The following is a 21,328-nucleotide window of genomic DNA, read 5'->3' as shown; positions in this document are numbered from 1 at the left end:
GGCTGTCGGGCCCCTATATGACCTCGTCTACGGAGACATCGGCGGCCCGATCCAGTCGCCTGATGTCCCAGGCGACGTCACTGACGAGGTGGACGTAGAGCACTCCGCCGGTGAGGATCGCAAGCGGGGGACTCGAGAGTGCGACGGCTGGGACGACGATGCCGACGATGAGAAGATGACTCAACAGTCGCGAGAGGGCGCCGACGTCGCCGCGATCGAAGATCCGTCGCTGGTCGACGACGACTGCCGCTGGGTTAGCGAGACAGAACCGGACGGCATCCCAGTTTCCGGTCTCGAGACGGGCGATGAGGAAGTGATCGAGGTCGACGAGAACGCCGACTGCAGTGCCGTAGACGACGAGGGCGACGGCGGGAACGGTGTGGCCGGCAACGGTAACGGGTGGGAGAACGGAAACGAGAACGCCGGCGACAACGAGCGAGAGAAGGGCGTGATGTTTCGAGTAGATGAACGCTCACCGATCGGTTCGACGGCCGCCGGACAGTAATACTGTCGGACAACAGTCAGTGAACGTACGTTTCGACGCACGTCCGGATCGTCCAGTGGCGGTCCACGCCTGCACTGCTGGGTGCAATCGATGGCTGTCGGCTGCGTTCACCCAGCAGCCGAGGGTGGAACGGTACTAGCCGGCGAATCCGGAGAGCAACCACTCGTCGCCCTCGTCGTCGCCGATGCTCGGCGCGCTGACGAGGACGAACGCACTCTCTTCGTCTCCGTTGCGGATCTGGCGGGTCGACTCCGGCGGGATCCACAGCGCGTCTCCGGTCTCCATCTCGACCGGATCGTCGTCGACGACCACCGTCGCCTGTCCTTCGATCAGCACGTAGACCTCCTCGTGGTCGTTGTCGGTGTGATCGTGTGGCTTGCTGTTCCAGCCCGGGTCACACCGCGCGACCGTCACTCCGACCTGCTCGGTCTCGAGTGGGTCCGAAAGGAAGTGCATCGCGCTAGAAACCTGCTCGACCTCCTCGTAGTTGACTTTCCGGTAGCTCATGTCACTGTCTTCGACGGGCATCCAGTAAACGATACTGATCGGTGGAGCGCAACGAACCGCTTCACATTGCTCGTCAGCACGGTCGGTCGAACACGAAAAAACACCTGTGGTACTTCCCCGACAGTGAGAACGCCGCTTTCGGAGCGGTATACCGACGGCTGTACGTCACCATCGGTACGACCGCGGGGAAACCGATCTCCAACGGTCCGTATCAGTGGTCCTGAGCGATCGGATTGAAGTCGTCGACCGGGATCACCGAGTAGTCGACTGTCAGCGCATCCTGGGTCGCACGGATCTTCCCGACGAACGTCGAGATGTCCTCGAGTTCACCCTCCAGGACGAACAGTTCCATGCAGTAGTGGTCGCCGACGTGGCTGTGGAAGTTCGAGGCCACGAGGTCCTCGTGTTCGTGGCGCAGGTGCATCATCCGCTCTTCGACACTTGTGGTCTCGTAATCGAACAGAACAGTGACGATTCCCATCAGGTCTCGGTCCTCGAGGCGGGTGTCTTCGAACTCACCGAGTAAGTTCCGGGAAGCTTCCCGGACGACTTCGCTACGACCGGTGTAGCCGTGTTCGTCCGCGAACTGATCGAGTCGTTCGAGGAGTTCATCCGGCATCGAGACGCTTACGACTGCCATATAATAACTCAGCGTCGATAATCTATTAAGAGTTATCATAGAGCCGCGTCTCGAGCCGGTATCGATAGTAATCGTCTCCGTGGTGGGAGTGGCGAAATAGTCACGTCGAGGACGGTAGCCACTGTTTTCCCGCTTCACCGTGAGCAGTGTGTATGTACCTTCCAGACCATACCTGGCCGGAACTCGGTGAGTACGTCGCGAGCGACTCCCTCGCCGTTGTTCCGCTCGGCAGTACGGAACAACACGGCCCTCATCTCCCCGAAGGGACCGATCACATGATCGCCGAGGCGCTCGCTCGCGAGGCCACCGAACGGAGCGGCTTCCTCTGTACCCCGCCGATTCCGATCGGTGTCAGCTCTCATCACCGACAGTTCCACGGAACGATGTGGGTCGAGCCGTCGGTGTTCCGGGACTACGTCGAGAGCCTCTCGCGGAATCTCACGTATCACGGCATCGACCGCATCGTCTACGTCAACGCCCACGGCGGCAACGTCGATCATCTCCGGGAGGTCGGCCGTCGGCTCCACCGGGACGAAACCGCGTTTGCGATCGAGTGGATGTGGGACGAATCGATCCCCCAGTTGATCGAGGACCACTTCGATACCCCCGGCCCCCACGGCGGACCCAAGGAGACCGCGATGATCATGCACATCGCCGAGGAACTCGTCCGGGAGGACCGCCTCGAGGAGGCCCGTGACGGCGGCGCGACCTTCGACTACGACGCCGAACGGGTCCACGGCGCGACGACGTTCTACGACTCGATCGAGAACAGTCCCAACGGCGTCTTCGGGGACCAGACCGACGCGACACCCGAGATCGGTGCGGAGCTGTTCGAGGCGGCGACCGAACAGCTCGTCGCCCTCCTCGAGTGGCTCGACGAACGGCCGTTCGAAGAGCTCATGCCCGCTTCGCATCTGGATCCCCAACCCGGGAGCGAACGAGAGACCGCCGGCTCGCGATGAGACCGCCTCGGCGTGGTCCCCGTCCACGCTCGAGGAAGCACCGACGGCACAGAAATCGAGAGTCGGAACGTCGATTGCGACAGAACTGTCGACCTACAGTTCGACGGCGGCCTCGAGTGCGATGTCGATGGCGCGGCCGACGTTGTTCTTTGCCTTCTCGGGGAGTTCGTCGTCCTCGGTGTCGGTCCCCTTCTGGGTGCCCTCGACGAGGTTGCCGTCGACGGTACAGATCGCGCCGGCGCGCAGTCCTTTGCGCCGGGCCAGCGAGAAGACGGCGGCGGCTTCCATCTCGACGGCAAGCAGACCGGCAGTCTCCCAGTCGGTGACGGTATCCCCGGACTCGGCGTAGTAGGCATCGTCGGAGGCGATCGGACCGACGTGGACCTCCTCGTCTCCGCTCACGGTTTCACCGTTCGCACTATCCGCGACCCGTTGGGCCGCGTGCGCCTCCGCGGCGTCGACCAGCGCCGACAGCACGTCGTAGTCCGGAACGGCAGGGTACTCGACGGCCTCGTATCGTTTCGAGGTCCCCTCGTTTTTCGCGGCACCGGTGGCGACGACCATGTCGCCGATCTCGATCTCCGACTGGAGGGCGCCGGTCGTCCCGACGCGGATGAACGTCTCGACGCCGACGTTTGCGAGTTCTTCGATGGCGATGGCCGCGGACGGACAGCCGATCCCGGTCGAACAGATCGTCAGCTCCTGGCCCTCGTAGGTGGCGTTGACCACCTTGTACTCGCGGTTCTCGGCGACCGTTTCGCTCTCGTCACAGTGACTGGCGATGCGGTCGACCCGGCCAGGATCGCCCGGAATGAGCGCGCGGTCGGTCAGGTCGCCCTCGTCGACTAACAGATGCGGTTGGGTTGCCATACCTCTCGCTTTCCCTGGCGGCGAGAAAAAAGATTCGAGGACGGGTCCCGAACGTCCGTCGGGCGATCTGCGACCGGTCTCGGCCCACCCTCGTGCCGAGTATCGTTCCGTCCGACAGAATCAGCCGTTGTTCGGACTCACCTCTACACGATCGGGCGTAACTCGGACGGTCGCGTCTTCGACCTGGAACTCGACGGTTCCCGTCGTGCGACTCGCTCCCCTGTTGGTCTCCGCAAACAGGGCGTCGAGTGCGTCCGGATCGACGTAATCGTACAGCCGTACGCTGGTGGCTTCGACGTCGTCGTCGAAGTACTGTGCCAGCGCCATTGCGGTGGCGATACTCGGCGGTTCGTCCGTGGCTCGTTCGTACTGGATACGCCGTTCGAACTCGCATCCTGGGGACTCGCTGATCCTTCGTTCCGTCATGTCTCTCCGTCACGTCTCCGTGACTTTCTATTCGAGTGGCCAACGTCTCCGCCCATATAACTACCGTCAGACACCACCCGGTGAGAACCACCAGACGACGCCGGGACGAGTCGAACTCGCCGTCCCAAACGTTTTTAACCGTCTCGATCGCCGAGAAAGCGTTCGACCACGGTCGCCGTCGGTGCGCTGCGTGCCCCTTCCCGACTCGCCGTCAAGGCGCCACAGGCGTTCGCGTACTCGAGGGCTCGGTCGACGTCGCCGCCCTCGAGTCGGACCGCGAGAAAGCCCGCCGCGAACGCGTCACCGGCACCGGCGGTATCGACGGGGTCGATGTCGAAGCCGTCGTGGGTGTAGGTCTCGTCGCCGGCTTGGATCTCGGCACCGTCGGCGCCGGAGGTGACGACGACGAGCTGATCGTCCGGGCGTCGGCTGGCGCCCGACTCGTCGGCCAGTGCCGTCGCCTCCCGTTCGGTAACGAAGAGAATATCGGCCCTCGAGAGGGTCTCGCCGTACTCGCGGTCACCGAAACGCCGTCCGGGATCGAAACTGACGGTGACGCCGGCCTCGGTCGCGATTCGTGCGATCGCGGCGGCGGTGTCGGGGCGCTGACTCGTGAGGTGGACGTGCTCGGCCGATCGGATGCGATCCGGATCGAGGTCCTCCGGCCGAACGGCCTCGTTGACGCCGTCGTTACCGAGAATCGACACCTCGCCGCCGTCGTCGACCAGCAGGTACTTGACGGCCGTCTCGGCGTCCTCGATGACGCGGACGCCCGTCACCGAGACACCGGCCTCCTCGAGGCTGCGTCGGGCGAGCAGGCCGTTGTCGTCGTCGCCGACGCTCCCGATCAGGCCGGTGTCGACCTCGAGGCCGGCGAGTGCGGTGGCGACGTTGGCGGCACTGCCGCCGCCGGACTGGCGTTGAGAACGGATCGTCGCCTCGCCGTCGGCGACGGGGAGCCGATCGACGCGAAGTGTCACGTCCCAGTTGACGTGCCCGGCAGTGAGTACGGTGGGGGCCATTCGATACGACAAGGAAGACGTGACCGTCCGAAAAAAATCTAGGTGGCGATAAACAGCAAGACGTTGTGAACGCCCGGCCCGAATCCGACCGCGGCGATCGCTGCCAGCAACACCCGCGCCTGCTGGGGCCGTTCCTCGACGTACTCCTTGAACAGTCCAAGGATCACAAGCGAGAGTGCGACCTTCACCAGGATGAACAGCCAGCCAGCGCCGATGTACTCGGCGGTCGGCAGGTCGCCGGCCGTCTCCAGGATGAGCCGCGAGAGCGGGACCTCCTCGCCGGCACCGAGAACGTCGTAGCCGATCGCCGTCGAGACGCCGTCGAGCGTGTGTCCGAAGACGACGAGCGCACCAGTGTAGCCGGTCACTGCAGCGACGTCGGTAAACCAGAGCCCGAGCACGAGCCAGGCGAGTGCGGTGACGATCCCGGCGCCGACGACCGCGATAACCGGCCAGAACAGACTGAACGTCCCGTCGGCCCAGCCGACGTTGAGGACGATCATCGCGAAGACCGCGAAGAAGGCGGTCCCGGAGATACCGACGAACCGCTCGATCGTCGGCTGGAGCCCACCGGCATAGAGGACGCTTCCGATAATCCAGGCGATCCCCGCGACGATCGCCGTCACCAGATAGACGGTCGGTGTGGCGAACAACACCTCGACCGTGTCGGGGTAGGCCTCGAGTCGGTGGAGTACGTGCAGGGCCGAACCGAACATCATCCACGGCGCGAACGCGAGAACCGTCCGGTCGGCCACCGGCGGCTCGAGCGCCCAAAGCAGTGCGACGACCCCCGCAAGTACCACGATAATCGGGACGAGGAGATACCACGGCGGAAGGACGAACCCCTCGGGTAACACCATACCAGTACGTGGCACTTACCAGCGACTAACAGTTTCCGATTGCTATTGATCCGATCCAGTGACGGGTACCGTCGATCGCCAGCGGCTGGCTCGTTCCTCTCGACCTCGAGATCCAGGCGTCTCGAGCTACGGCTCCCACGGCTCGCCAGTCGTCTCGCCGAACAGCTCGCGCATCAGCGTCACGATACTCTCGGGCGGGAACTGGCCGTGTTCGGTGACGATCGCGTCGACGTACCGCGGCGGTGTGACGTCGAACGCGGGGTTTTCGACGGTGAGTCCGTCACTGTCACCGTCGCCATCGCCAGTGATCTCGGCTCGGTGGTCGTCCTCGAGTACCTCGCGTTCGTCTCGCATCTCGATCTCGACGGTGTGGCCGGTCATCGTATCCGGGTGGAGCTTGATCGTCTGGGCGGCGACCATCACCGGAACGCCGCGCTCGCGGGCGGACACCGCCAGCCCGCTGGTCCCGATCTTGTTGATCACACTGCCGTCGGCGGCGATGCTGTCGGCGCCGACCAGGACGTGGTCGGCTCGATCGAGGTAGCGCCGCGCCGCGTTGTCGACGATCAACGTCACCGGGACGTCCCACTCCCGTAACTGCTGGGCCGTGATGTGGCCCTGTTTTCGGGGCCGGGTCTCTTTGACGATCGCCTCGAGTTCTTTGCCGTCCTCGAGGGCGGCCTCGACGCAGGCTAACGCGTCAGTCGAGTGGCAGTGTGTCATCACGACGTCGCCGTCGCGCAGCCGGTTGGCCCCGATCGCACCCAGTTCCGTCTGGGCGTGTGCCAGATCGTGTTGGAACGCCTCGGCACGGGCGATCGTCGCCGCACGCAGCTCCGCGACGGTGTCACCATCCATTCCGCGGAGGACGTATCGGAGGGCGTTCGGCAGGCTCACCGCGGTCGGGCGGGTTTCGTAGAGGGTGCGTGCGGCCTCGCGGAGCTCACGCGTAAACGCCTCTGGCCGGTCCGCGTCGGATTCCCTGGCCTGGGTCGCGAGCGCCTCGGCGGCTGCGTCGGCGATCGCCGCCGCGCCACGGACTTCCATCGCGGCGATCCGCTCGGCAGTCGACGTGACGGCCGAATCGACGTCTGGCCCACGGTCATCCATGAGAGTACCTTGCATAGCAGTAGTTGAAAATACGGCGGTTTCATTCAGTGGCTCGGCCCGAGAATCAGTCGGCGTTCAAACTAGGTACTCAATAGCCAACAGGTGTCTGTCACTATAATGAACTAATTCTTTAATTCTTGCGCTCAGTTTTCTTACTTGCTAATTTTCGAAGTTAATGAGAGGATAGATACCGGTTGGGATTATAGAAACCTCTCAGTCCTCGCGCGGATCGGCAACGAATCGGTAGAGTCCACGGTTTACTTTCTCTATCCACCCTGCGTCAACTAATCCCTTCAGCGCACGGTTAATGTACTGCCTCCGTGTATCAATTCTCTCTTCGAGTCGTTTCGGGTTCGCGTAACCCCATGGACATCCTTCATCTCGCCCCTCTTTGAGAACATCTAGGATGGCTTCTTGACGTTCATCGGGTTCGAATTCCTCATTGACCATTATGCCTGCAAATACGCTCATGTTTTACTTACAGTTTCGGGAGAACCCTCAAGGTAAGTTACTAAAGATGTTTGATTAGATGTTACGAAGTAACTCTTAAGTGAACAGGGGCTAGAAATGAGGATGAGCAGCGTGGAACACCGGTCAGAAGTTGGCCGGGGCGTGTTGGAGCACGCTCGACCGCGCTTCGCCAACCAGACGAAGCATGAAGAACTCAAACACCAACTCAATTGAAGGCATCGCTCGCAAGCGAAGTGGTGTTCGCCCAGACCACATCGTACTGGGCGAGGACACCGAAGAAGCGTCTCACACCATTCTTGTCGTTCAGAACGGGGGGCTCGTCCAGCAGTTCGATCTAGATGGGCACTCCGTTGACGAGGACCCGGTCGAGCCGCTCGCACGTACCATCGAAACGAGGGTGTCCGCCTGATGTCTGGCGACAACGGGCCGAACTGGGAGTATATCGCCAGACGAGAGATATCCATCAACACCCAGTCGTTCTTCACTGAAGAGGTCGCCCCGCACGCTCACCGAATCAGCGACGGTATTGAGCACGGCGAAGACGTTGAAGATGAGTTCTGGCTACTGGTTGCTCGGTCCGATGAGTACCTCGAGCGCGTGAGTGATGACCTCGAACGGATCGGTGTCCTTGACAACCAAAGCCCGAAGACACGTCTTTTCAACCTCGTTCGGTTCATCCATGCGTCGTTCCTCAGCTTGGGGAGAGCCATCGAAGACGATACTGTCGGGAGCGGCCTGGGGTGTTCAGACTTCGAGCACACCCGTCACGTTCTGGCAGACGCCGAAGATCTGCTTGATGAGCTGGAAGAGGAGCACAACGAGCAGAGGTGAATGATGGAGACGAGTGACACCCGCGTGACCGCTCGAATCGTTCGAACGGACGATGGTGAGAACTATACAGAATACCGGATCGACGGCGTCGGCTACGGGAGTCTTGACGCCCTCGAAATAGCACTGAACACCCGATAATACCGATGATTGAAGACATCGACCACGACGTGTTCGTCCGGATTCAGACCGACCTGTTGGTGGTCGGGGATAGCATCATAACGGACAGACACCACGCCTCGAACGGCAACTACGAAGACAACGACCCGCAGAACCAGATCGGCGGCATCATCCCGGCGTTCTCGCTCTCCGGGTGGCTTCGCCACGGGATGGAGAAGGTCGTCCAGAAGCGCGGCGGTACTGCCTGTCACCCCGGCGAATCCAACGCGAACTTCCGGAAGGACGGCGTCTACAACCGCGACCTTGACGCCGGCTACCACGAGAAGGGCGGGTGCCTCGACGATGATGGCGACGACGGGTGCGTGATTCTCGACCTCTTCGGCGGCTTCGGGAACCGCCCCGGCAAGGTGATGCGCCGTCCAATCCAGTTCTCGCCGGTCTCCCGACGGACTACACGCGCGGCCAGGCCGAAGGCCACTACCGCCGCATCAATCGGAACGTCGTCTCCCGGAACGAGGAAGACAACCGCGAACCGCTGCGGAACGCCGAACTGGACGCTGTCGGGAACCTCGACGGCTGCTGGCATCTCTCCTTCCGGGAGACCAAGCCCGAGTTCGTCGCGCTGCTCGCCGAGGCAATCGACTTCCTCGATGAGCATCAGACCGACTTCATGCACCAACTCGGTGGCGCCCGGAACTTCGGCGGTGGGATCGTGGACTGCGACCTTGTGAACCCGCTCTACGAGGAACACGAGCTCCGCCGCATCTTCGACCGCGGGAAGGGCAACACGAACAAGATGGACGAAAAGGACGACCGGTGGGAAGAGGAGTATCTGCCGGAGTTCCAAGAGGCGCTCGCGGAATGCGTGATAGACGTATGAGCGACGCGATGCTCACCGCTTTCCGGCACGACGCCCATAAGTTCACTGGCGAGAGCCACGAGGACGCCCGTGAGGAGTTCGCTGGTGTCCCTGTGAACCAGTCGGTGCCCGAGGGCGCGGACGGCGACGCAGCGGCGCTCTCGCGCCCGCAGCAGAAGCAGGAGCAGACCGTCCCGACTCACGACGATCACTACCGACTCTCGCTGCTGACCGGCGAGACTGCCTACGATCCCGGTGAGTTCTCACGGGCGACCATCGAGAGCGAGGTGGCGGGCCTCATCGGCATCGAGGACTCAGAGGCGGCCCACGAACGGTGGCTGGAATCCGACGTGGCCGCCGCGTTCAACGAGTCGGTGTATCACCCGTATACCTCGCTGAAGTACCACACGCTGCTCGTGGCGGCGCTGCTGGACAACTACCGCACCGACCACGAGTTTGCCGATCTCCGTCTCATCATCGATCCGGCAGGTGACATCGTCCCGTTCCGCACCGTCTTCGACGGCAACCGCTTCGCGCTCCGGATCGACGAGAGCGCGGACGGGAATCCGTCGGCCCGGCTCGGGAGTCGCCCGTGGCGGTCATGGGCGTCGGCGTGGAATCGCCTGACGTCGCATCCGCTCGATACCGACCACGACAAATACGATATGACGATCGACGCCAACCTTCGGCGGATGCAGTCGTGGAGCGCGGCACTCCAGTACATCGAGGACTACGCTGAATGGAGGCCCGACCGATGACGGCGATTCAGCAAGTGCTGTGGGAGCTGCGGATGGACTACATCGGCCACCCGTACTACGTGAGCGGGAACGCCATCCTGCACGCCCTCGGCCAGCACCTCGACCCCGAGACGCACGTGGCGGTGTCGGCCAGTCACGGCATCTTCGTGCCCGGCCAGTTCGGGACCTTCCCGGAGGAACACAGCCAATCGGGCATCCGCCCGTACCTCGGGAGCGGCCTACCCGACGTGGAGGCGTACGACGACCTCTTCCTCCAGCGGGAGGCGATGCACCCGTGGTTGCTGGATACCCGCGCTCGGGACGCGCTGAACACGCACGATCTCCGCGTCCAGGGCGGCCACCCGGTGCTCGCTCACGAGACCATCATGGGCCGCCGGGAAGACCAGCGGAAACAGCAGCAGACAACGAAGTGGTACGTCCATGCGTACCTCTACGCCGATGACCCGGCGGTACTCCCGCTCGGCGAGGATGAGCTGGAGGGCCTCCAGTTCGGCGGAAAGCGCAACTACGGCTACGGCGAGGTCCAGCTGAAGGACACGCAGATGGTGGACCTCAACGAACTGGACTACTCGCGGCTCGAAGGCGCGGAGACGTCCCTCATCGAGTTGGTGACGCCGTTCGTGTTGAAGTCGGAGTATCCAGCGGCGAACGACCGCACCGTCCCGTGGTGGTGGGGCGAGAACCGCGACGATCTCCGGCTCCGCGAGGAGAAGATCCTCGAACAGCGTGAGGTGTTCCGGCTGGAGACGGTCGATCACGGCCAGGTCGTGAAGTACCTCGGCGACCGCCCGGTGGAGACCGCGAAGAACGGCCTCCAACGAGTCGGCTCTCACTCCCGATACGGCTTCGGCGAACTGCGACTGAAGCCCCTCGACGAACAGTGTCAGGAATCAGAGGAGTAACGACTAACAGGCCACCAATGCAACACCAGAATCAGGATGAATCGGGCGAGAAAAATACAACGTGCGGCTGAATAAAGAAATCGTATTACCAATAATTGATAGCTGAGGGCAAAAGTGATCGGGCGGATTTTTGCCCGTGGGGGGACTGTCAGTACGTATGAACCGCAGCGATCTCGCGCCGCTGATCGACCACACCGTACTCGGTCCCGAGACGTCGCCCGCCGACGTCCGGGCGATCCTCGACGAGGCCAGCGAGTACGGCATGAACGCCTGTATTCCGCCCTACGCGGTCGAGATGGCCGCCGAGTACGCTCCGGACGTGACGATCGCGACGGTCGTCGGCTTCCCCCACGGCCAGAACGACCCCGACGTCAAACGCCACGAAGGGGTCACCGCCTGGAAGGCCGGTGCCGACGAACTCGACGTCGTCCTGAACGTCGGTCGGCTGCAAGCCGGCGAAGACGACGTCGTCCGTACCGAACTCGCGGAGGTCGTCGCTGCGGTGCCGATCCCAGTCAAGGTGATCGTCGAGACCGCGCTGTTGACCGACGACGAGATCGATCGGGCCTGTCAGGCTGCCACAGCGGCCGACGCGGCGATGGTGAAGACGTCGACCGGCTTCGCCGACGGCGGGGCCACGATCCCGGACGTCGAGCGTATGAGCAAGTATCTGCCCGTTAAGGCAAGCGGCGGCATCGGTAGCTACGACGAGGCCGTCGCCATGCTCGAGGCCGGCGCCGAACGGATCGGCGCCTCGAGCGGGGTCGACATCCTCGAGAGCGCTCCCGAGTAATCACACTCGTTTTGCCCGGTAGTATAACGTTCGCCGCGTAGTCAGCACCAGCTATCATGCTCGAGGCGATTCGGACGTACGTCCGAACACTCGCGGTTCGTCTCCGGCGCGTCGAGCGGCGCGAACTCGACGCGTTCGTCCGGTGGATCGAACACACGGGAAACCTGTTGCAACTCTCCGTGCTCGTGTTCGTCCCGCTGCTCATCGCGGCGGTCACGTGGCTGGCGAACATCTCGCCGATCGTGTCGTTTCTCCTCTTTCCCCCGCTGGCGTCGGGTACGTACACGCTCTTTGCCGATCCGGAAGGGCGATACTCCACGCCGGGACGGTTCGTCGGTGGGATGACTGCCGGGGCGCTCTGTGGCTGGATCGCGCTCGAACTCGCGGGCGGGCCGGGAGCGGCCGGCACCGTCAGCGCGACCGCCGCAGCACTGGGCGTCTTCTTTACCGGCGTCACGACCGTGGCCCTCGACCTCGAGGAGCCGTCCGCGTTCTCGACTGCTTTGCTCGTGTTGGTCATCGGTGACGCACAGGCCGCCTACGTGGTGGGTATCGTCGTCTCGAGTGCGTTCGTCGCGGTCACCTTCGCCGTCTGGCGCGACCGCTTCTACGAGCAACGCGCCCAGTATCTCTACCGGACGACCGATGCCGACGACCACGTACTCGTTCCTCTCGGCGAGGGCGACCCGGCCGTGGCCCACTTCGCCGCCGAACTCGCGAGCGCACACGAGGCCGGGAAAGTCGTCCTGTTCGAGACCGTCGACGATGCCACAGCGACGACGAACGAACCGGGCCACGCGGTTGGCCACCTCGAGTCCCTCGCTGACGACCTCGAGTCGGAGTACGACGTCCCCTGTGAGGTCGCCGTGGCCGCCGGCGATCGCACGGCTGGTCTCGTACTCCGGGCCGCTCGAGAGCACAACTGTGACCTCGTGGTGGCGCCGTATGCCGAAGGCGACCGGGGTGGGCTCTCGCCGTTCATCAAGGGGTTGTTCGACAGTGAACGCGACGTCATCGCGTTCCGGTCGGCCGACGGCAGTCGAGGGTGGGACCGATCGCTCGTCGCGGTGCGAGGCGCAGGCGACACCGCTCGCGCGATGGTCGACTTCGCACAGCGGCTGACCGGCACCTGGCAGCCGACCGGGATCTGTACCTGTATCGATCGCGAGTCCGAACGGCGGATCGCCGAGAACACGCTCGCGAATCTCCTCGATGCGTTCGATGGCCGGTTCGAGACCCACGTCGTCACCGAACCGGTCGAGTCGTATCTCGCTCGCGTCGCCCCGCAGTACGACGTGGTCGTCGTCGGCTCGAGCACCGATCGGTCGGCCGCCTCACGATTTCTCTCCCCGCCGACGTTCCGGAAACTCGACGCCCTCGAGGCCGACGTAGCGATCGTCCACCGCGGCCGACGCCGGTGACGTTCTCCGGCGAGACGCTCGCCCGGTCGTCGGTTACTCCTCGCTGATAATCCGCTCGATCAGTTCGCTATCGTCGCTACCGAGTGCCGACCGGACGAGCAGATGGCCGCCGAGTACGGTGGGACTGATCACCATGTCCGCGCCGGCGTGCTCGAGTTTCGTGGAGTTCTCGCGGTCGGTCGCAGCGGCGACGATACGGACGTCAGGCATAAGCTGGCGTGCGGTGAGGATCGAGAGGGCGTCCTGGCCGTCGTGGTTCGTCGCGACGAGGACCGCGCGAGCGTTGTCGATCTTCGCCCGCTGAAGCGGTTCCTCGTCGCTCGGGTCGGCAGTGATAACCGCGATGTTCCGGTCGGAGAGCTCCGAGGCCGCGTCGCGATCGTTCGTGACGACGACGAACTCCCGGTCGCTGGACGCGAGTTCGTCGACGATCGGTTCCGTCAGTTTGCCGTAGCCGAGGACGAGGATGTGGTCCTCGAGCAGTTCGAGCTGTGAATCGGTCATCTTTCCGAGCGTCTTCGAGATTCGAGCCTGGATCGCCGGTCCGACGAGCGCCCCGATGGCGATACCGAAGCTGGCCACCCCGAGGACGAGGACGGACATCGTAAACAGCATCGCTTCGGTCGATTCGGGGTTCGGCGTGATGTCGCCGTAGCCGACCGTACTCGAGGTGATCAGCGTAAAATAGAAGGCGTCGAGGATGTTGTCGACGCCCTCGAAGTTATCTTGGAGCGCGTACGCGCCGATCGTGCCGTACAGCTGGACGCCGAGCAACGCTGTTCCGGCGGCGATCTGCGTCGTATTCAGCGAGAGCGGTTTCGTGAAACGCTTTCGACTGATCAACAGCACCGGCATCGCGACGATCGAAACGACGATCAGCGGCAGCGAGTACTGGCTTGCCTGCAGAAAGCCCTGTGCTGCGGTCAGCGGGAGAAGCAGGAACGTCGCCCACCAGCCGATACGAAGGCCACGACGGAGCGCGAGCGCGCTTCCGACCATCAGGAATCCCGTCAGCGCCCCGGTGAACCCGGCTGCGTCCTGAACGGCATCGGGGAGATACGGCGCGAGCGGTCTGTAGACGACGTCGGTACCGATGTTGACGATCGCCGTCGCGACCGAGAGCAGGGCGACGGTCAGCGCGAGCGTGACGGCTGCCCGTGTCGAAAGAATCCGACGCCAGTTGTCGGGGAGGCGATCACGCCATGACCGGCCGTCAGCCATATACTCCGATGCGCGACGGGATCAGTTAACGGCTCCGTCTCTGAACGTTCTCATACTGTCGGACAGCACGATTCACCGTCGGTCGCACTACTGCGGCCGTCTCCAACGGTGACGGCCGCGAATTCGCGACCGACGGGTCACTGACTGCTGTCCGACAGTATCATCGCTCGTCGAGAAACGTCTCGGCCGCCGCCTCGCCGTCGGCGTACAGCTTCTCGACGAAGTCGGGATCGCGCTCGAGTTTCGTCCGCCAGTGCAGATCCGGACGACCGAACCGGATCCGTTCGATCTCGGTGTGAGTAAACTTCTCGGGGAGATATCCCGCCTCGATCCACTCGTTAACGTGCTCGACGAAGCTGATCTCGGCGTTTAGCGCCTTGTTCCCGGACAGCTCGTTGCGCCGGTCGGCGATCCCGTCGGCCGACGTCGGCACACGGTCCCGTCGCTCGGGGTTGATCTTGATCACCCAGACTTCGTCGGGGTCGGGCGTCTCGCGGTTCGTCACGAAGTCCTTGACCGGCGGGTTCTTCGAGAACAGCCCGTCCCAGTAGTAGCTGCCGTCGACTTCCACCGCCCGGAAAACGTAGGGGATCGCGGCCGACGCCAGAATCGCCTCCGGGGAGAGTTCGTCCTCGCGGAACAGCTCGAACTCGCCGGTGAGCACGTCGATCGCGCTGATCAACAGCGCCGGCTCGTCGCCCTCGAGCAGGCCGGGGATCGCCTCGAAGTCGACGTGGCGCTCGAGAGAGGCGAGAAACTCCCGGCGCCCCCAACTCGCTGCCGGCGAGTTGTACGGGCTGACGTCGGGGAGGGGAACGCCCATGCGCTCGAGTTGGCTCGTCCAGCGAACGACCCCGTTGACCATCCGTTCGAACGGCTCCTCGGCGGCCAGATCGGCCCAGTAGTCGGCGAGTAACTCGCCGGGCGTTTCGTCGGGGTGTTCGCGCCCGTACCACGCGAGCAGCGCACAGACCGCACCGCCGGAGGTGCCACTGAAGCCGACGAGGTCGACCTCGCGCTCGAAGGTGGGATCGCCCAGCAGCCGGTCGAGAACGCCCGCGGTGAAGGCGGTGTGGCTCCCACCGCCTTGGCAGGCGATCGCAACCGTCGGCGTCTCGGAGTCGGAACTCACGTCGCGCTCGTATCACGTCCGGTGTGAAGTTCGTTCCGCCTGCGACGGGCGCGAGGCGGAGCGGTAGCTACTTGCCGCCGGCACCGATACCGCCACGTATGCCAACGGACTGGAAACTGTTCGCGGACCTCGCCGAACGCGCGGGCGAGAAACACGTCACCGTCGACGCCGCCGCCGGCGACACCGTCGGGGACGCTCTCGAGGAACTCGTCGGCGACCGGCCCGCCCTCGAGGACCGCGTGCTGACCGACGACGGCGAGTTGCGCTCCCAGATCAACGTCTTGCGGAACGGAACGAACGTCTTGGTCGAGGAGTCGGGCCTCGAGACCGAAATCGAAGAGGGCGACGAACTGGCACTGTTCCCGCCGGTCAGCGGCGGATAGTGACAGCCCGCCGTTCCGACGACCTCACTCGTTTTTACTCGAGTCGGCGGGCCGAACGTCTACGTCGACGCCGTTCGGTTCGTAGGCGTTTGCGGCGTAGCCGCCCTCGTTCCACGGGTACGCGTCGTCCTCGAGGGCGTCGCGCCACTCGTCGGGATCAGAGATCCGGGCTGGCTGGGTCCGGTCCAGTTCGTCCGTCGCTCGCGAGTACAGCGTGTGGCTCCCGGGTTCCGCGTCCCACTCGTAGCGAAACAGCCGCCACGCGCCGGTGTAGTCGGGACCGAACAGCTCCGCATCGGTCCACGTCTCGCCGCCGTCGGTCGAGATCTCGACGCGCTCGACCGCGTCGTCACCGGCCCAGGCGACACCGTAGACGGTGACCGTGCCGTCGTCGTCCAGCGTGATTGGTGACGCGCCGTCCGGCGTACCGATCACCGACATCACGTTCGCGTCGAACGTGTACGGTTGCTCGACTGCGCCCTCGAGTTGCTCCCACGTGTCGACCGCTTCGACCGTCTCGTTCGTCTCGGGCTCGACGCCCTCGGGGTGGATACGATAGGACTCCTGTTGCCAGACGGCGTGCTCGCCGGGTCGATCGAGGGCTCCTTCGACGACCATCGAGTCCGTGACCCGCAGCTCCTCGACCCACTTGACGTTGTTGACGCCGTACCAGCCGGGGACGATCAGCCGGACCGGATAGCCGTGTTCCCGCGGGAGCCGCTGGCCGTTCATCTCGAGGGCGAGGATACAGTCGTCGAGGGCCTTCTCGAGGGGAATCGACCGTGCGAACACGTCGTCGCCGTCCGACTGGTCGCCGCCGACCACCGTCAACCACCGATCGTCGGCTGCGTCCACGCCGTGGTCACGGAGGATCGAGCGAACGGGAACGCCGCTCCAGAACGCGGTGGCGCCGGCCTCGAACCCCCACTGGACGCTGCCGGTCTCGGGATCGTGCTGGCCGCGTCCGTTCCCCGCACACTCCATCGTGTGGGCGACCGACACCGTCGGATACTCGTCTTCGAGGTCGGCCACCGAGAGCGTCCCCTCGAGGCCGCCGGTAAGCGAGATCTCCCACGCGTCGGCATCGCGCTCCGGAATGTCGTTTCGGTGACAGACGAAGTGCTCCTCGATCGGCGTCAGCCAGTTTGCGAACGTGTCCCGGTCGGCGGCGCCGACGACCGTATACTTGTCCGCCTCGTCGCGGACCGAGCACACGCCGCCGTCTTTCCGTTCGACGATCGCCTCGATCTCCTCGTGTCGACTCTCGCGTGGACCTTCGGCTACCATACCATCTCCTCTCTCAACGTCATGCGGTAAGTATCGTGTTGTCCGGAAGTATCGTCTCACGATCTTTCGATTCGGTCACTCGCCGCCGTCGGATCGATCCCGAGCACGAAGTCGGGCTCCTCGGCGATCTCGACGCCGACACACGGGACGTCACTGACCGTTCGAGCGGTTTCGGGGATCAGCACCCGGGTCGTGTCGGCGCCGCAGTCGGCGGCGTCGCGGGCGATCGCCGCGAACAGCGAGCGGGCAGCGTCGATGCCGTCCCACGCGGCGATCCCGTACTCGGCGACCGTCTCGGTCTCCGGCGCCGATTCGGCGTTCGAGTCCGGCTGCTCGGGATCGTCGACCTCGTCGGCGTCGACCGTCCGTTCGAACGTCCGACACCGGTAGGCCGCGCCAGCGGGCCCTGTTTCGCTCGCGACGGCGAAGACGACCCTCTCGTCGGCGAACTGCTCGAAATCCGCGCGCGTGAGCTCCCGGACGGCCCACGACTCTTCTGGGGCCAGTCCAAGACCGGACAGGTGCTCGCGTGCGTCGCTGTGGGTCCAGTAGCGCCAGGCGATCGCGGGATCGCTCGAGACCGAGACCGAGACCGGTCTCTCGGCGTCCGGGTCGGGATCGGGATGGGCAAAGCGAAACTCGGTGATGGGCTCGAAGCCGCCGGTTCGCGCGGCGCCCAGCGAGGCCTGGTTCCACGAGAAGATCATGACGCGACCGATCGTCGCGCCTCGCCTGCGGGCCCAGTCGAAACAGGCTTCGTTGAGCCGGTGGCTGACGCCTTTGCGCCGGTGTTCGGCCGCGACGCGCATTCCCTGAAACCAGGCCTCGTCGTCGCTTACCATCACCGCCTGGACGATACCTGCGGCCTCGCCGTCGACCGTCGCGAGGAAGGTCTTCCGCCCTTCCTCGTCGTCGTCCTCGAGCCAGTCATGGTAGATATCGGGGATGTAGTCGCCGCCGCGGTCGCGCCAGATGTCGCTGGTGAATTCGACGACGGCCTCGTAGTCGTCGTGTGTCGCACGGCGGATCTCGAGGTCGAACGCGTCGGTCATCGCCCGAGTGTTTGGCACGCGCTGACAAAGAATTCACTCCCCGATCCGGCGAACGACGGCGACGACGCCACGTTTCGCCGACTGTCTCGCCGCGGCGACGCTACTCCCAGGGCACCGACCGCTCCTGGATCTCGCCGGCCAGCGACGTCCCCATCGCTTCTTCGACGTCCTCGCTGTTTGCCAGCGCCCACATCACCTTCACCTTCGCCGTTCCGGGCAGCGTGTCGCCGGCCTCGACGACGCCGGCCTCGAGTAGGTCTCGACCCGTATCGTAGACCCGGTCACAGACCCGGCCCTCGAGACACTGGCTGGTCATGACGACCGTCGTGCCGTCGTCGATTAGCTCCTCGATCCGGGGGATCAGATCGGTGTGGACGTGGCCCAGACCGGTTCCCTCGATGATCAGCCCCTCGCTTCCCTCGACGACGTCGAGGAACTCGGGGTCCATCCCCGGCGTGAACTTCAGCAGTTCGACGTCGTCCTCGAGGTCGTCGACCAACTCGACGTCGGCCTCGTCTCGCTCGCGGTACTCTCGGCGGAACTCGACCGTCTCCGTCTCGTAGTCGACCTCACCCAGTGGCTCCGCGCCGACGGTCTCGAAGGCATCCCGTCGCGAGGTGTGGTTCTTCCGGACGCGGGTGCCCCGGTGGAGCGCACAGCGGTCGTCGCTCTCCGTGGCGTGCATACAGACAAGTACCTCCGCGCAGTCGCTCTTTGCGGCCTCGACGGCCGAGACGGCGTTCATCACGTTGTCCGAGGACGGGCGGTCCGCCGAGCGCTGGGAGCCGGTAAAGACGATTGGAACGGGCGTCTCGAGCATGAACGAAAGCGCCGAGGCGGAATACTGCATCGTGTCGGTGCCGTGCATGACGACGACGCCGTCGGCACCGGCTTCGATCTCCTCGGAGACGGCACGGGCGAGGTCCTGCCAGAGCGGCGGCTCCATGTTCTCCGAGAGGATGTTGGCGACGACCCGTCCGCGGTAGTTCGCGCGGCCGGCGAGGTCGGGGACGGCGCGCAGGACGTCCTCGGCGTCGAACTGTGCCGTCACCGCGCCGGTGCGGTAGTCGACCGTCGACGCGATCGTCCCACCCGTCGAGATCAGCGAGATCGTCGGCAGATCCTCGTCGAACTCGATCTCGGAGCCGGTCTCACCCTCGGCCGTGCCGTTCCCGTCGATCTCGTAGACGTCCTCCTCGAGCAACTCGACGTCGGCCGCGTCCCGGTCGATGCCGACGTTGTAGCCGCCCTCGAGTTTCACGACGAGGTGATCGTCGGTACTCGAGGGGAGTAACACGCCTTCGTACGTGCGATCCGCGCGGTCGACGCGAACGCGATCGCCTGGATTCATGCGTGGGCGTTGCGCACCGGAAGACTTGAAGGCACGCTTTCTCGAGTCGTGCTCGGTTCGAGACTACCTACCTGCCCGGTCACGCAAACAGCGCGAGCAAAACGAGTCCCAGCCCGGTCAACAGCAGGATCCCGACGAGCATCGCCGTCAGGAGTTCGAGCGACGCTTCTGCGTCCTCGGGGACGTCGAGTCGGGGGTAGAGACGGCGCGCGGCGGCCAGTATCGCGATGCCGAGGCCGATGGCACCGACACCGAACGCGAGCAGTTCGGCGTTCATCGCTCGCCGATACCCTGCCTGTGATCAAAAAGGGGGGCCCTGTGTTCGGCGATAGCACTATGGGTAGTTCGAAACGACCACCTGTGACCGGACAGGGAAAAGCCCATGCTGCCGGCCGCCGAAGGAATCGATATGAGCGACCGCTCGGACGAGGTGACCGAGAGCCGCGACACCGAGGATCTGCTGTCCGAGACCGAGGACCTCCTCTCGGAGTCGGGTGTCGGGACCGACTCGAGCTCTCCGTCGACCGCACGAGACGTCGACGACCGACGCGACACCGCGGTCGACGACTCGAGCGAGCGCGGCTCGTGGTGGTCGGCCGACGAGCCTGACGACGTCGTCGCGTCCGAGCCCTCGTCCGAGCCCTCGTCCGAGACGTCGTCGCGATCCAGGTCGCGCCTCGGCGGGCTCACGTCGCGGCTCTCGCCACAGCGGTACTTCTCGCCGCGGCTGTTTTTCGTCTTCCTCCTGCTGATCGGCGCGGGGCTGCTCGCGGGCGGGACGGTACTCCCCATCGCCGGCCGGACGATCGGGATGTTCGGCGTCGCCTTCGCCGTCGGGCTGGTCGCGTCGAACCGCCACTACCTCGAGATGGGTGTCGCCGGCGCGTCGGTCGGGGCGATCTCCGCGCTGGCGGGTCACGCCATGCTCGCGGTCGCCGGTTCCTTCCAGGCCGTCATCGCCGTCGGCGTCGCGACGGGACTGGTCGGATGTGTGCTCGGCTACTACTTCGGTCGTGACCTGCGAAACGGACTCTTCCAGGACGTCGAATCCGTATGAGAGAAACCGGTAGCGGGGCGAGATCCGCGAGACTCGAGGGGTTCCTAACGGTTACTCCGCCTCGGACCCGGACCCCGACTCCGACTCCGTTCCCGTCGTCAGCTCCCAGCCCCGTTCGGTCCGGCGCACGATTCCCTCGTCGGCCATCGACTCGAGGAGGTCGGCGACCACTTCGCGGGGTGCGTCGACGTCCTGGCTGAGTTCGCCAACCGATTTCGGCTCGGTTCGGATGCTCCCCAGCACGTCGGCGTAGATCCGGCTCTCGGGGCCGGACCCGACGGTCTCGGAGATCTGATCGAGCACGTCACAGAGCCGCCCCTGTACCCACCGTTGGGCGAGTGAGAGTTCGTTTTCGAGCTGTTCTAAGTCCTCGAGCGCCGAGAGGAGCTCGTCGAGCTCCTCGTTTTCGTCCCAGTTGACGTCGAGCGTGAGGTGTCGACAGGTCGTGATGTCGAAGCTGCTGCTTGCGGGATAGGCGCTCTTGCTCGCGAAGCCGTAGGGTGAGACGTTGACCTCGAGGCGGACGTGACGGGCGATGTGAAAGTACTTCCGGCGCTGGTCGTCGACCCGGCTCTCGATCAGTCCCGCCTCCTCGAGTTTCCGCAGGTGTTCGATGACCGCCTTGGGACTCACGCCGAGATAGTCGGATATTTCGGTGACATAACAGGGTTTGCGGGCGAGCAACCGGAGAATGCGTCTCCGGTTCTCGTTCCCCAGCAAATCAAGCAATGCGGCGGAGTCCATCGAGTGACGGTTGGGGGTCGCCGCTGAAAAGCGTGTCTGCTCGGAGG

At 64.5% G+C, this 21,328-nt stretch carries 25 protein-coding genes and 1 pseudogene; 10 read left to right on the top strand and 16 right to left on the bottom strand.

The window, feature by feature from the left end; genetic code table 11:
- Positions 1 to 13 precede the first annotated feature (13 nt).
- The 3 genes from RBH26_RS06500 to nikR form a co-directional block, all read right to left on the bottom strand.
- The gene (locus tag RBH26_RS06500) at positions 14 to 466 is read right to left on the bottom strand and encodes a hypothetical protein (RefSeq protein ID WP_306757387.1); all 453 of its coding nucleotides are present in this window, start codon (positions 464 to 466) and stop codon (positions 14 to 16) included.
- A gap of 174 nt (positions 467 to 640) precedes the next feature.
- Positions 641 to 1,012, bottom strand: a complete 372-nt coding sequence (locus RBH26_RS06495) for a cupin domain-containing protein (RefSeq protein WP_306757335.1) — start codon at positions 1,010 to 1,012, stop codon at positions 641 to 643.
- A 211-nt stretch (positions 1,013 to 1,223) separates the two neighbouring features.
- A complete protein-coding gene (gene nikR / locus RBH26_RS06490) occupies positions 1,224 to 1,652 on the bottom strand; it encodes a nickel-responsive transcriptional regulator NikR (RefSeq protein ID WP_306757334.1) in 429 nt (142 codons plus the stop codon).
- Between the two features lie 152 nt (positions 1,653 to 1,804).
- Between nikR and RBH26_RS06485 the strand changes: the two genes are divergently transcribed.
- A complete protein-coding gene (locus RBH26_RS06485; RefSeq protein ID WP_306757333.1) occupies positions 1,805 to 2,614 on the top strand; it encodes a creatininase family protein in 810 nt (269 codons plus the stop codon).
- 93 nt (positions 2,615 to 2,707) lie between these two features.
- Here the strand turns inward: RBH26_RS06485 and RBH26_RS06480 are convergent, their stop codons facing one another.
- From RBH26_RS06480 to RBH26_RS06455, 6 genes are all read right to left on the bottom strand, one after another.
- Positions 2,708 to 3,484 carry a nucleoside phosphorylase gene (locus RBH26_RS06480; RefSeq protein ID WP_306757331.1) on the bottom strand — a complete coding sequence of 259 codons (777 nt, stop codon included), beginning with the start codon at positions 3,482 to 3,484 and terminating at the stop codon, positions 2,708 to 2,710.
- Positions 3,485 to 3,604: 120 nt separating this feature from the next.
- Positions 3,605 to 3,910 (bottom strand): HalOD1 output domain-containing protein, encoded by a 306-nt coding sequence (locus RBH26_RS06475; RefSeq protein WP_306757330.1) that lies wholly within the window; start codon positions 3,908 to 3,910, stop codon positions 3,605 to 3,607.
- Positions 3,911 to 4,044: 134 nt separating this feature from the next.
- The gene (locus RBH26_RS06470; protein ID WP_306757328.1) at positions 4,045 to 4,932 is read right to left on the bottom strand and encodes a PfkB family carbohydrate kinase; all 888 of its coding nucleotides are present in this window, start codon (positions 4,930 to 4,932) and stop codon (positions 4,045 to 4,047) included.
- A 38-nt stretch (positions 4,933 to 4,970) separates the two neighbouring features.
- Positions 4,971 to 5,792, bottom strand: coding sequence for a DUF63 family protein (locus RBH26_RS06465; RefSeq protein WP_306757327.1), 822 nt, complete (start codon positions 5,790 to 5,792; stop codon positions 4,971 to 4,973).
- A gap of 126 nt (positions 5,793 to 5,918) precedes the next feature.
- Positions 5,919 to 6,902, bottom strand: coding sequence for a ribose 1,5-bisphosphate isomerase (locus RBH26_RS06460; protein WP_306757325.1), 984 nt, complete (start codon positions 6,900 to 6,902; stop codon positions 5,919 to 5,921).
- A 213-nt stretch (positions 6,903 to 7,115) separates the two neighbouring features.
- Positions 7,116 to 7,373 carry a helix-turn-helix domain-containing protein gene (locus RBH26_RS06455; protein ID WP_306757323.1) on the bottom strand — a complete coding sequence of 86 codons (258 nt, stop codon included), beginning with the start codon at positions 7,371 to 7,373 and terminating at the stop codon, positions 7,116 to 7,118.
- Between the two features lie 184 nt (positions 7,374 to 7,557).
- Here RBH26_RS06455 and RBH26_RS06450 point away from each other — a divergent pair, with 184 nt between their 5' ends.
- From RBH26_RS06450 to RBH26_RS06420, 7 genes and pseudogenes are all read left to right on the top strand, one after another.
- The gene (locus tag RBH26_RS06450) at positions 7,558 to 7,782 is read left to right on the top strand and encodes a hypothetical protein (RefSeq protein ID WP_306757322.1); all 225 of its coding nucleotides are present in this window, start codon (positions 7,558 to 7,560) and stop codon (positions 7,780 to 7,782) included.
- Entirely contained in the window at positions 7,782 to 8,204 is a 423-nt protein-coding gene (locus RBH26_RS06445) for a hypothetical protein (RefSeq protein WP_306757321.1), read from the top strand. The genes RBH26_RS06450 and RBH26_RS06445 overlap by 1 nt, the downstream gene beginning before the upstream one ends.
- Positions 8,205 to 8,347: 143 nt before the next feature.
- Positions 8,348 to 9,201: pseudogene (locus RBH26_RS06440) on the top strand (RAMP superfamily CRISPR-associated protein).
- On the top strand, positions 9,198 to 9,938 hold the full coding sequence (locus tag RBH26_RS06435; RefSeq protein WP_306757320.1) for a hypothetical protein: 741 nt from the start codon (positions 9,198 to 9,200) through the stop codon (positions 9,936 to 9,938). The pseudogene RBH26_RS06440 and the gene RBH26_RS06435 overlap by 4 nt, the downstream one beginning before the upstream one ends.
- Positions 9,920 to 10,840, top strand: coding sequence for a hypothetical protein (locus tag RBH26_RS06430; RefSeq protein WP_306757319.1), 921 nt, complete (start codon positions 9,920 to 9,922; stop codon positions 10,838 to 10,840). Before RBH26_RS06435 ends, RBH26_RS06430 begins: the two co-directional genes overlap by 19 nt.
- A gap of 157 nt (positions 10,841 to 10,997) precedes the next feature.
- The gene (deoC, locus tag RBH26_RS06425) at positions 10,998 to 11,633 is read left to right on the top strand and encodes a deoxyribose-phosphate aldolase (RefSeq protein ID WP_306757318.1); all 636 of its coding nucleotides are present in this window, start codon (positions 10,998 to 11,000) and stop codon (positions 11,631 to 11,633) included.
- Positions 11,634 to 11,689: 56 nt separating this feature from the next.
- The gene (locus RBH26_RS06420) at positions 11,690 to 13,054 is read left to right on the top strand and encodes an HPP family protein (RefSeq protein WP_306757317.1); all 1,365 of its coding nucleotides are present in this window, start codon (positions 11,690 to 11,692) and stop codon (positions 13,052 to 13,054) included.
- Positions 13,055 to 13,087: 33 nt separating this feature from the next.
- Here the strand turns inward: RBH26_RS06420 and RBH26_RS06415 are convergent, their stop codons facing one another.
- Together RBH26_RS06415 and RBH26_RS06410 are read right to left on the bottom strand one after the other, a co-directional pair.
- Positions 13,088 to 14,275 (bottom strand): NAD-binding protein, encoded by a 1,188-nt coding sequence (locus RBH26_RS06415; RefSeq protein ID WP_306757316.1) that lies wholly within the window; start codon positions 14,273 to 14,275, stop codon positions 13,088 to 13,090.
- A gap of 160 nt (positions 14,276 to 14,435) precedes the next feature.
- Positions 14,436 to 15,407 carry a patatin-like phospholipase family protein gene (locus RBH26_RS06410; protein WP_306757315.1) on the bottom strand — a complete coding sequence of 324 codons (972 nt, stop codon included), beginning with the start codon at positions 15,405 to 15,407 and terminating at the stop codon, positions 14,436 to 14,438.
- 98 nt (positions 15,408 to 15,505) lie between these two features.
- On the opposite strand from RBH26_RS06410, the gene RBH26_RS06405 reads away from it, so the two are divergent.
- Positions 15,506 to 15,790, top strand: coding sequence for a ubiquitin-like small modifier protein 1 (locus tag RBH26_RS06405; protein ID WP_306757313.1), 285 nt, complete (start codon positions 15,506 to 15,508; stop codon positions 15,788 to 15,790).
- Between the two features lie 24 nt (positions 15,791 to 15,814).
- On the opposite strand, the gene RBH26_RS06400 is transcribed toward RBH26_RS06405, so the two are convergent.
- The 4 genes from RBH26_RS06400 to RBH26_RS06385 form a co-directional block, all read right to left on the bottom strand.
- Positions 15,815 to 17,077, bottom strand: coding sequence for a sulfite oxidase (locus RBH26_RS06400; RefSeq protein ID WP_306757312.1), 1,263 nt, complete (start codon positions 17,075 to 17,077; stop codon positions 15,815 to 15,817).
- Between the two features lie 56 nt (positions 17,078 to 17,133).
- On the bottom strand, positions 17,134 to 18,129 hold the full coding sequence (locus tag RBH26_RS06395; protein WP_306757311.1) for a GNAT family N-acetyltransferase: 996 nt from the start codon (positions 18,127 to 18,129) through the stop codon (positions 17,134 to 17,136).
- Positions 18,130 to 18,229: 100 nt separating this feature from the next.
- Positions 18,230 to 19,480, bottom strand: a complete 1,251-nt coding sequence (gene gatD / locus RBH26_RS06390) for a Glu-tRNA(Gln) amidotransferase subunit GatD (protein WP_306757310.1) — start codon at positions 19,478 to 19,480, stop codon at positions 18,230 to 18,232.
- A gap of 79 nt (positions 19,481 to 19,559) precedes the next feature.
- Positions 19,560 to 19,757, bottom strand: coding sequence for a hypothetical protein (locus RBH26_RS06385; protein WP_306757309.1), 198 nt, complete (start codon positions 19,755 to 19,757; stop codon positions 19,560 to 19,562).
- A gap of 132 nt (positions 19,758 to 19,889) precedes the next feature.
- Here RBH26_RS06385 and RBH26_RS06380 point away from each other — a divergent pair, with 132 nt between their 5' ends.
- Entirely contained in the window at positions 19,890 to 20,537 is a 648-nt protein-coding gene (locus RBH26_RS06380; protein WP_306757308.1) for a DUF456 domain-containing protein, read from the top strand.
- Between the two features lie 51 nt (positions 20,538 to 20,588).
- Here RBH26_RS06380 and RBH26_RS06375 read toward each other — a convergent pair whose 3' ends face one another.
- Positions 20,589 to 21,281: a metalloregulator ArsR/SmtB family transcription factor gene (locus RBH26_RS06375; RefSeq protein ID WP_306757307.1), complete on the bottom strand. Its 693-nt coding sequence runs from the start codon at positions 21,279 to 21,281 to the stop codon at positions 20,589 to 20,591.
- Positions 21,282 to 21,328 lie beyond the last annotated feature (47 nt).

This window comes from Natronolimnohabitans sp. A-GB9, from assembly GCF_030848565.1.
Taxonomy (GTDB): Archaea; Halobacteriota; Halobacteria; order Halobacteriales; family Natrialbaceae; genus Natronolimnohabitans.
The sequence above is the reverse complement of the archived record's forward strand: the minus strand, read 5'-3'. Positions and strand labels throughout refer to the sequence as shown.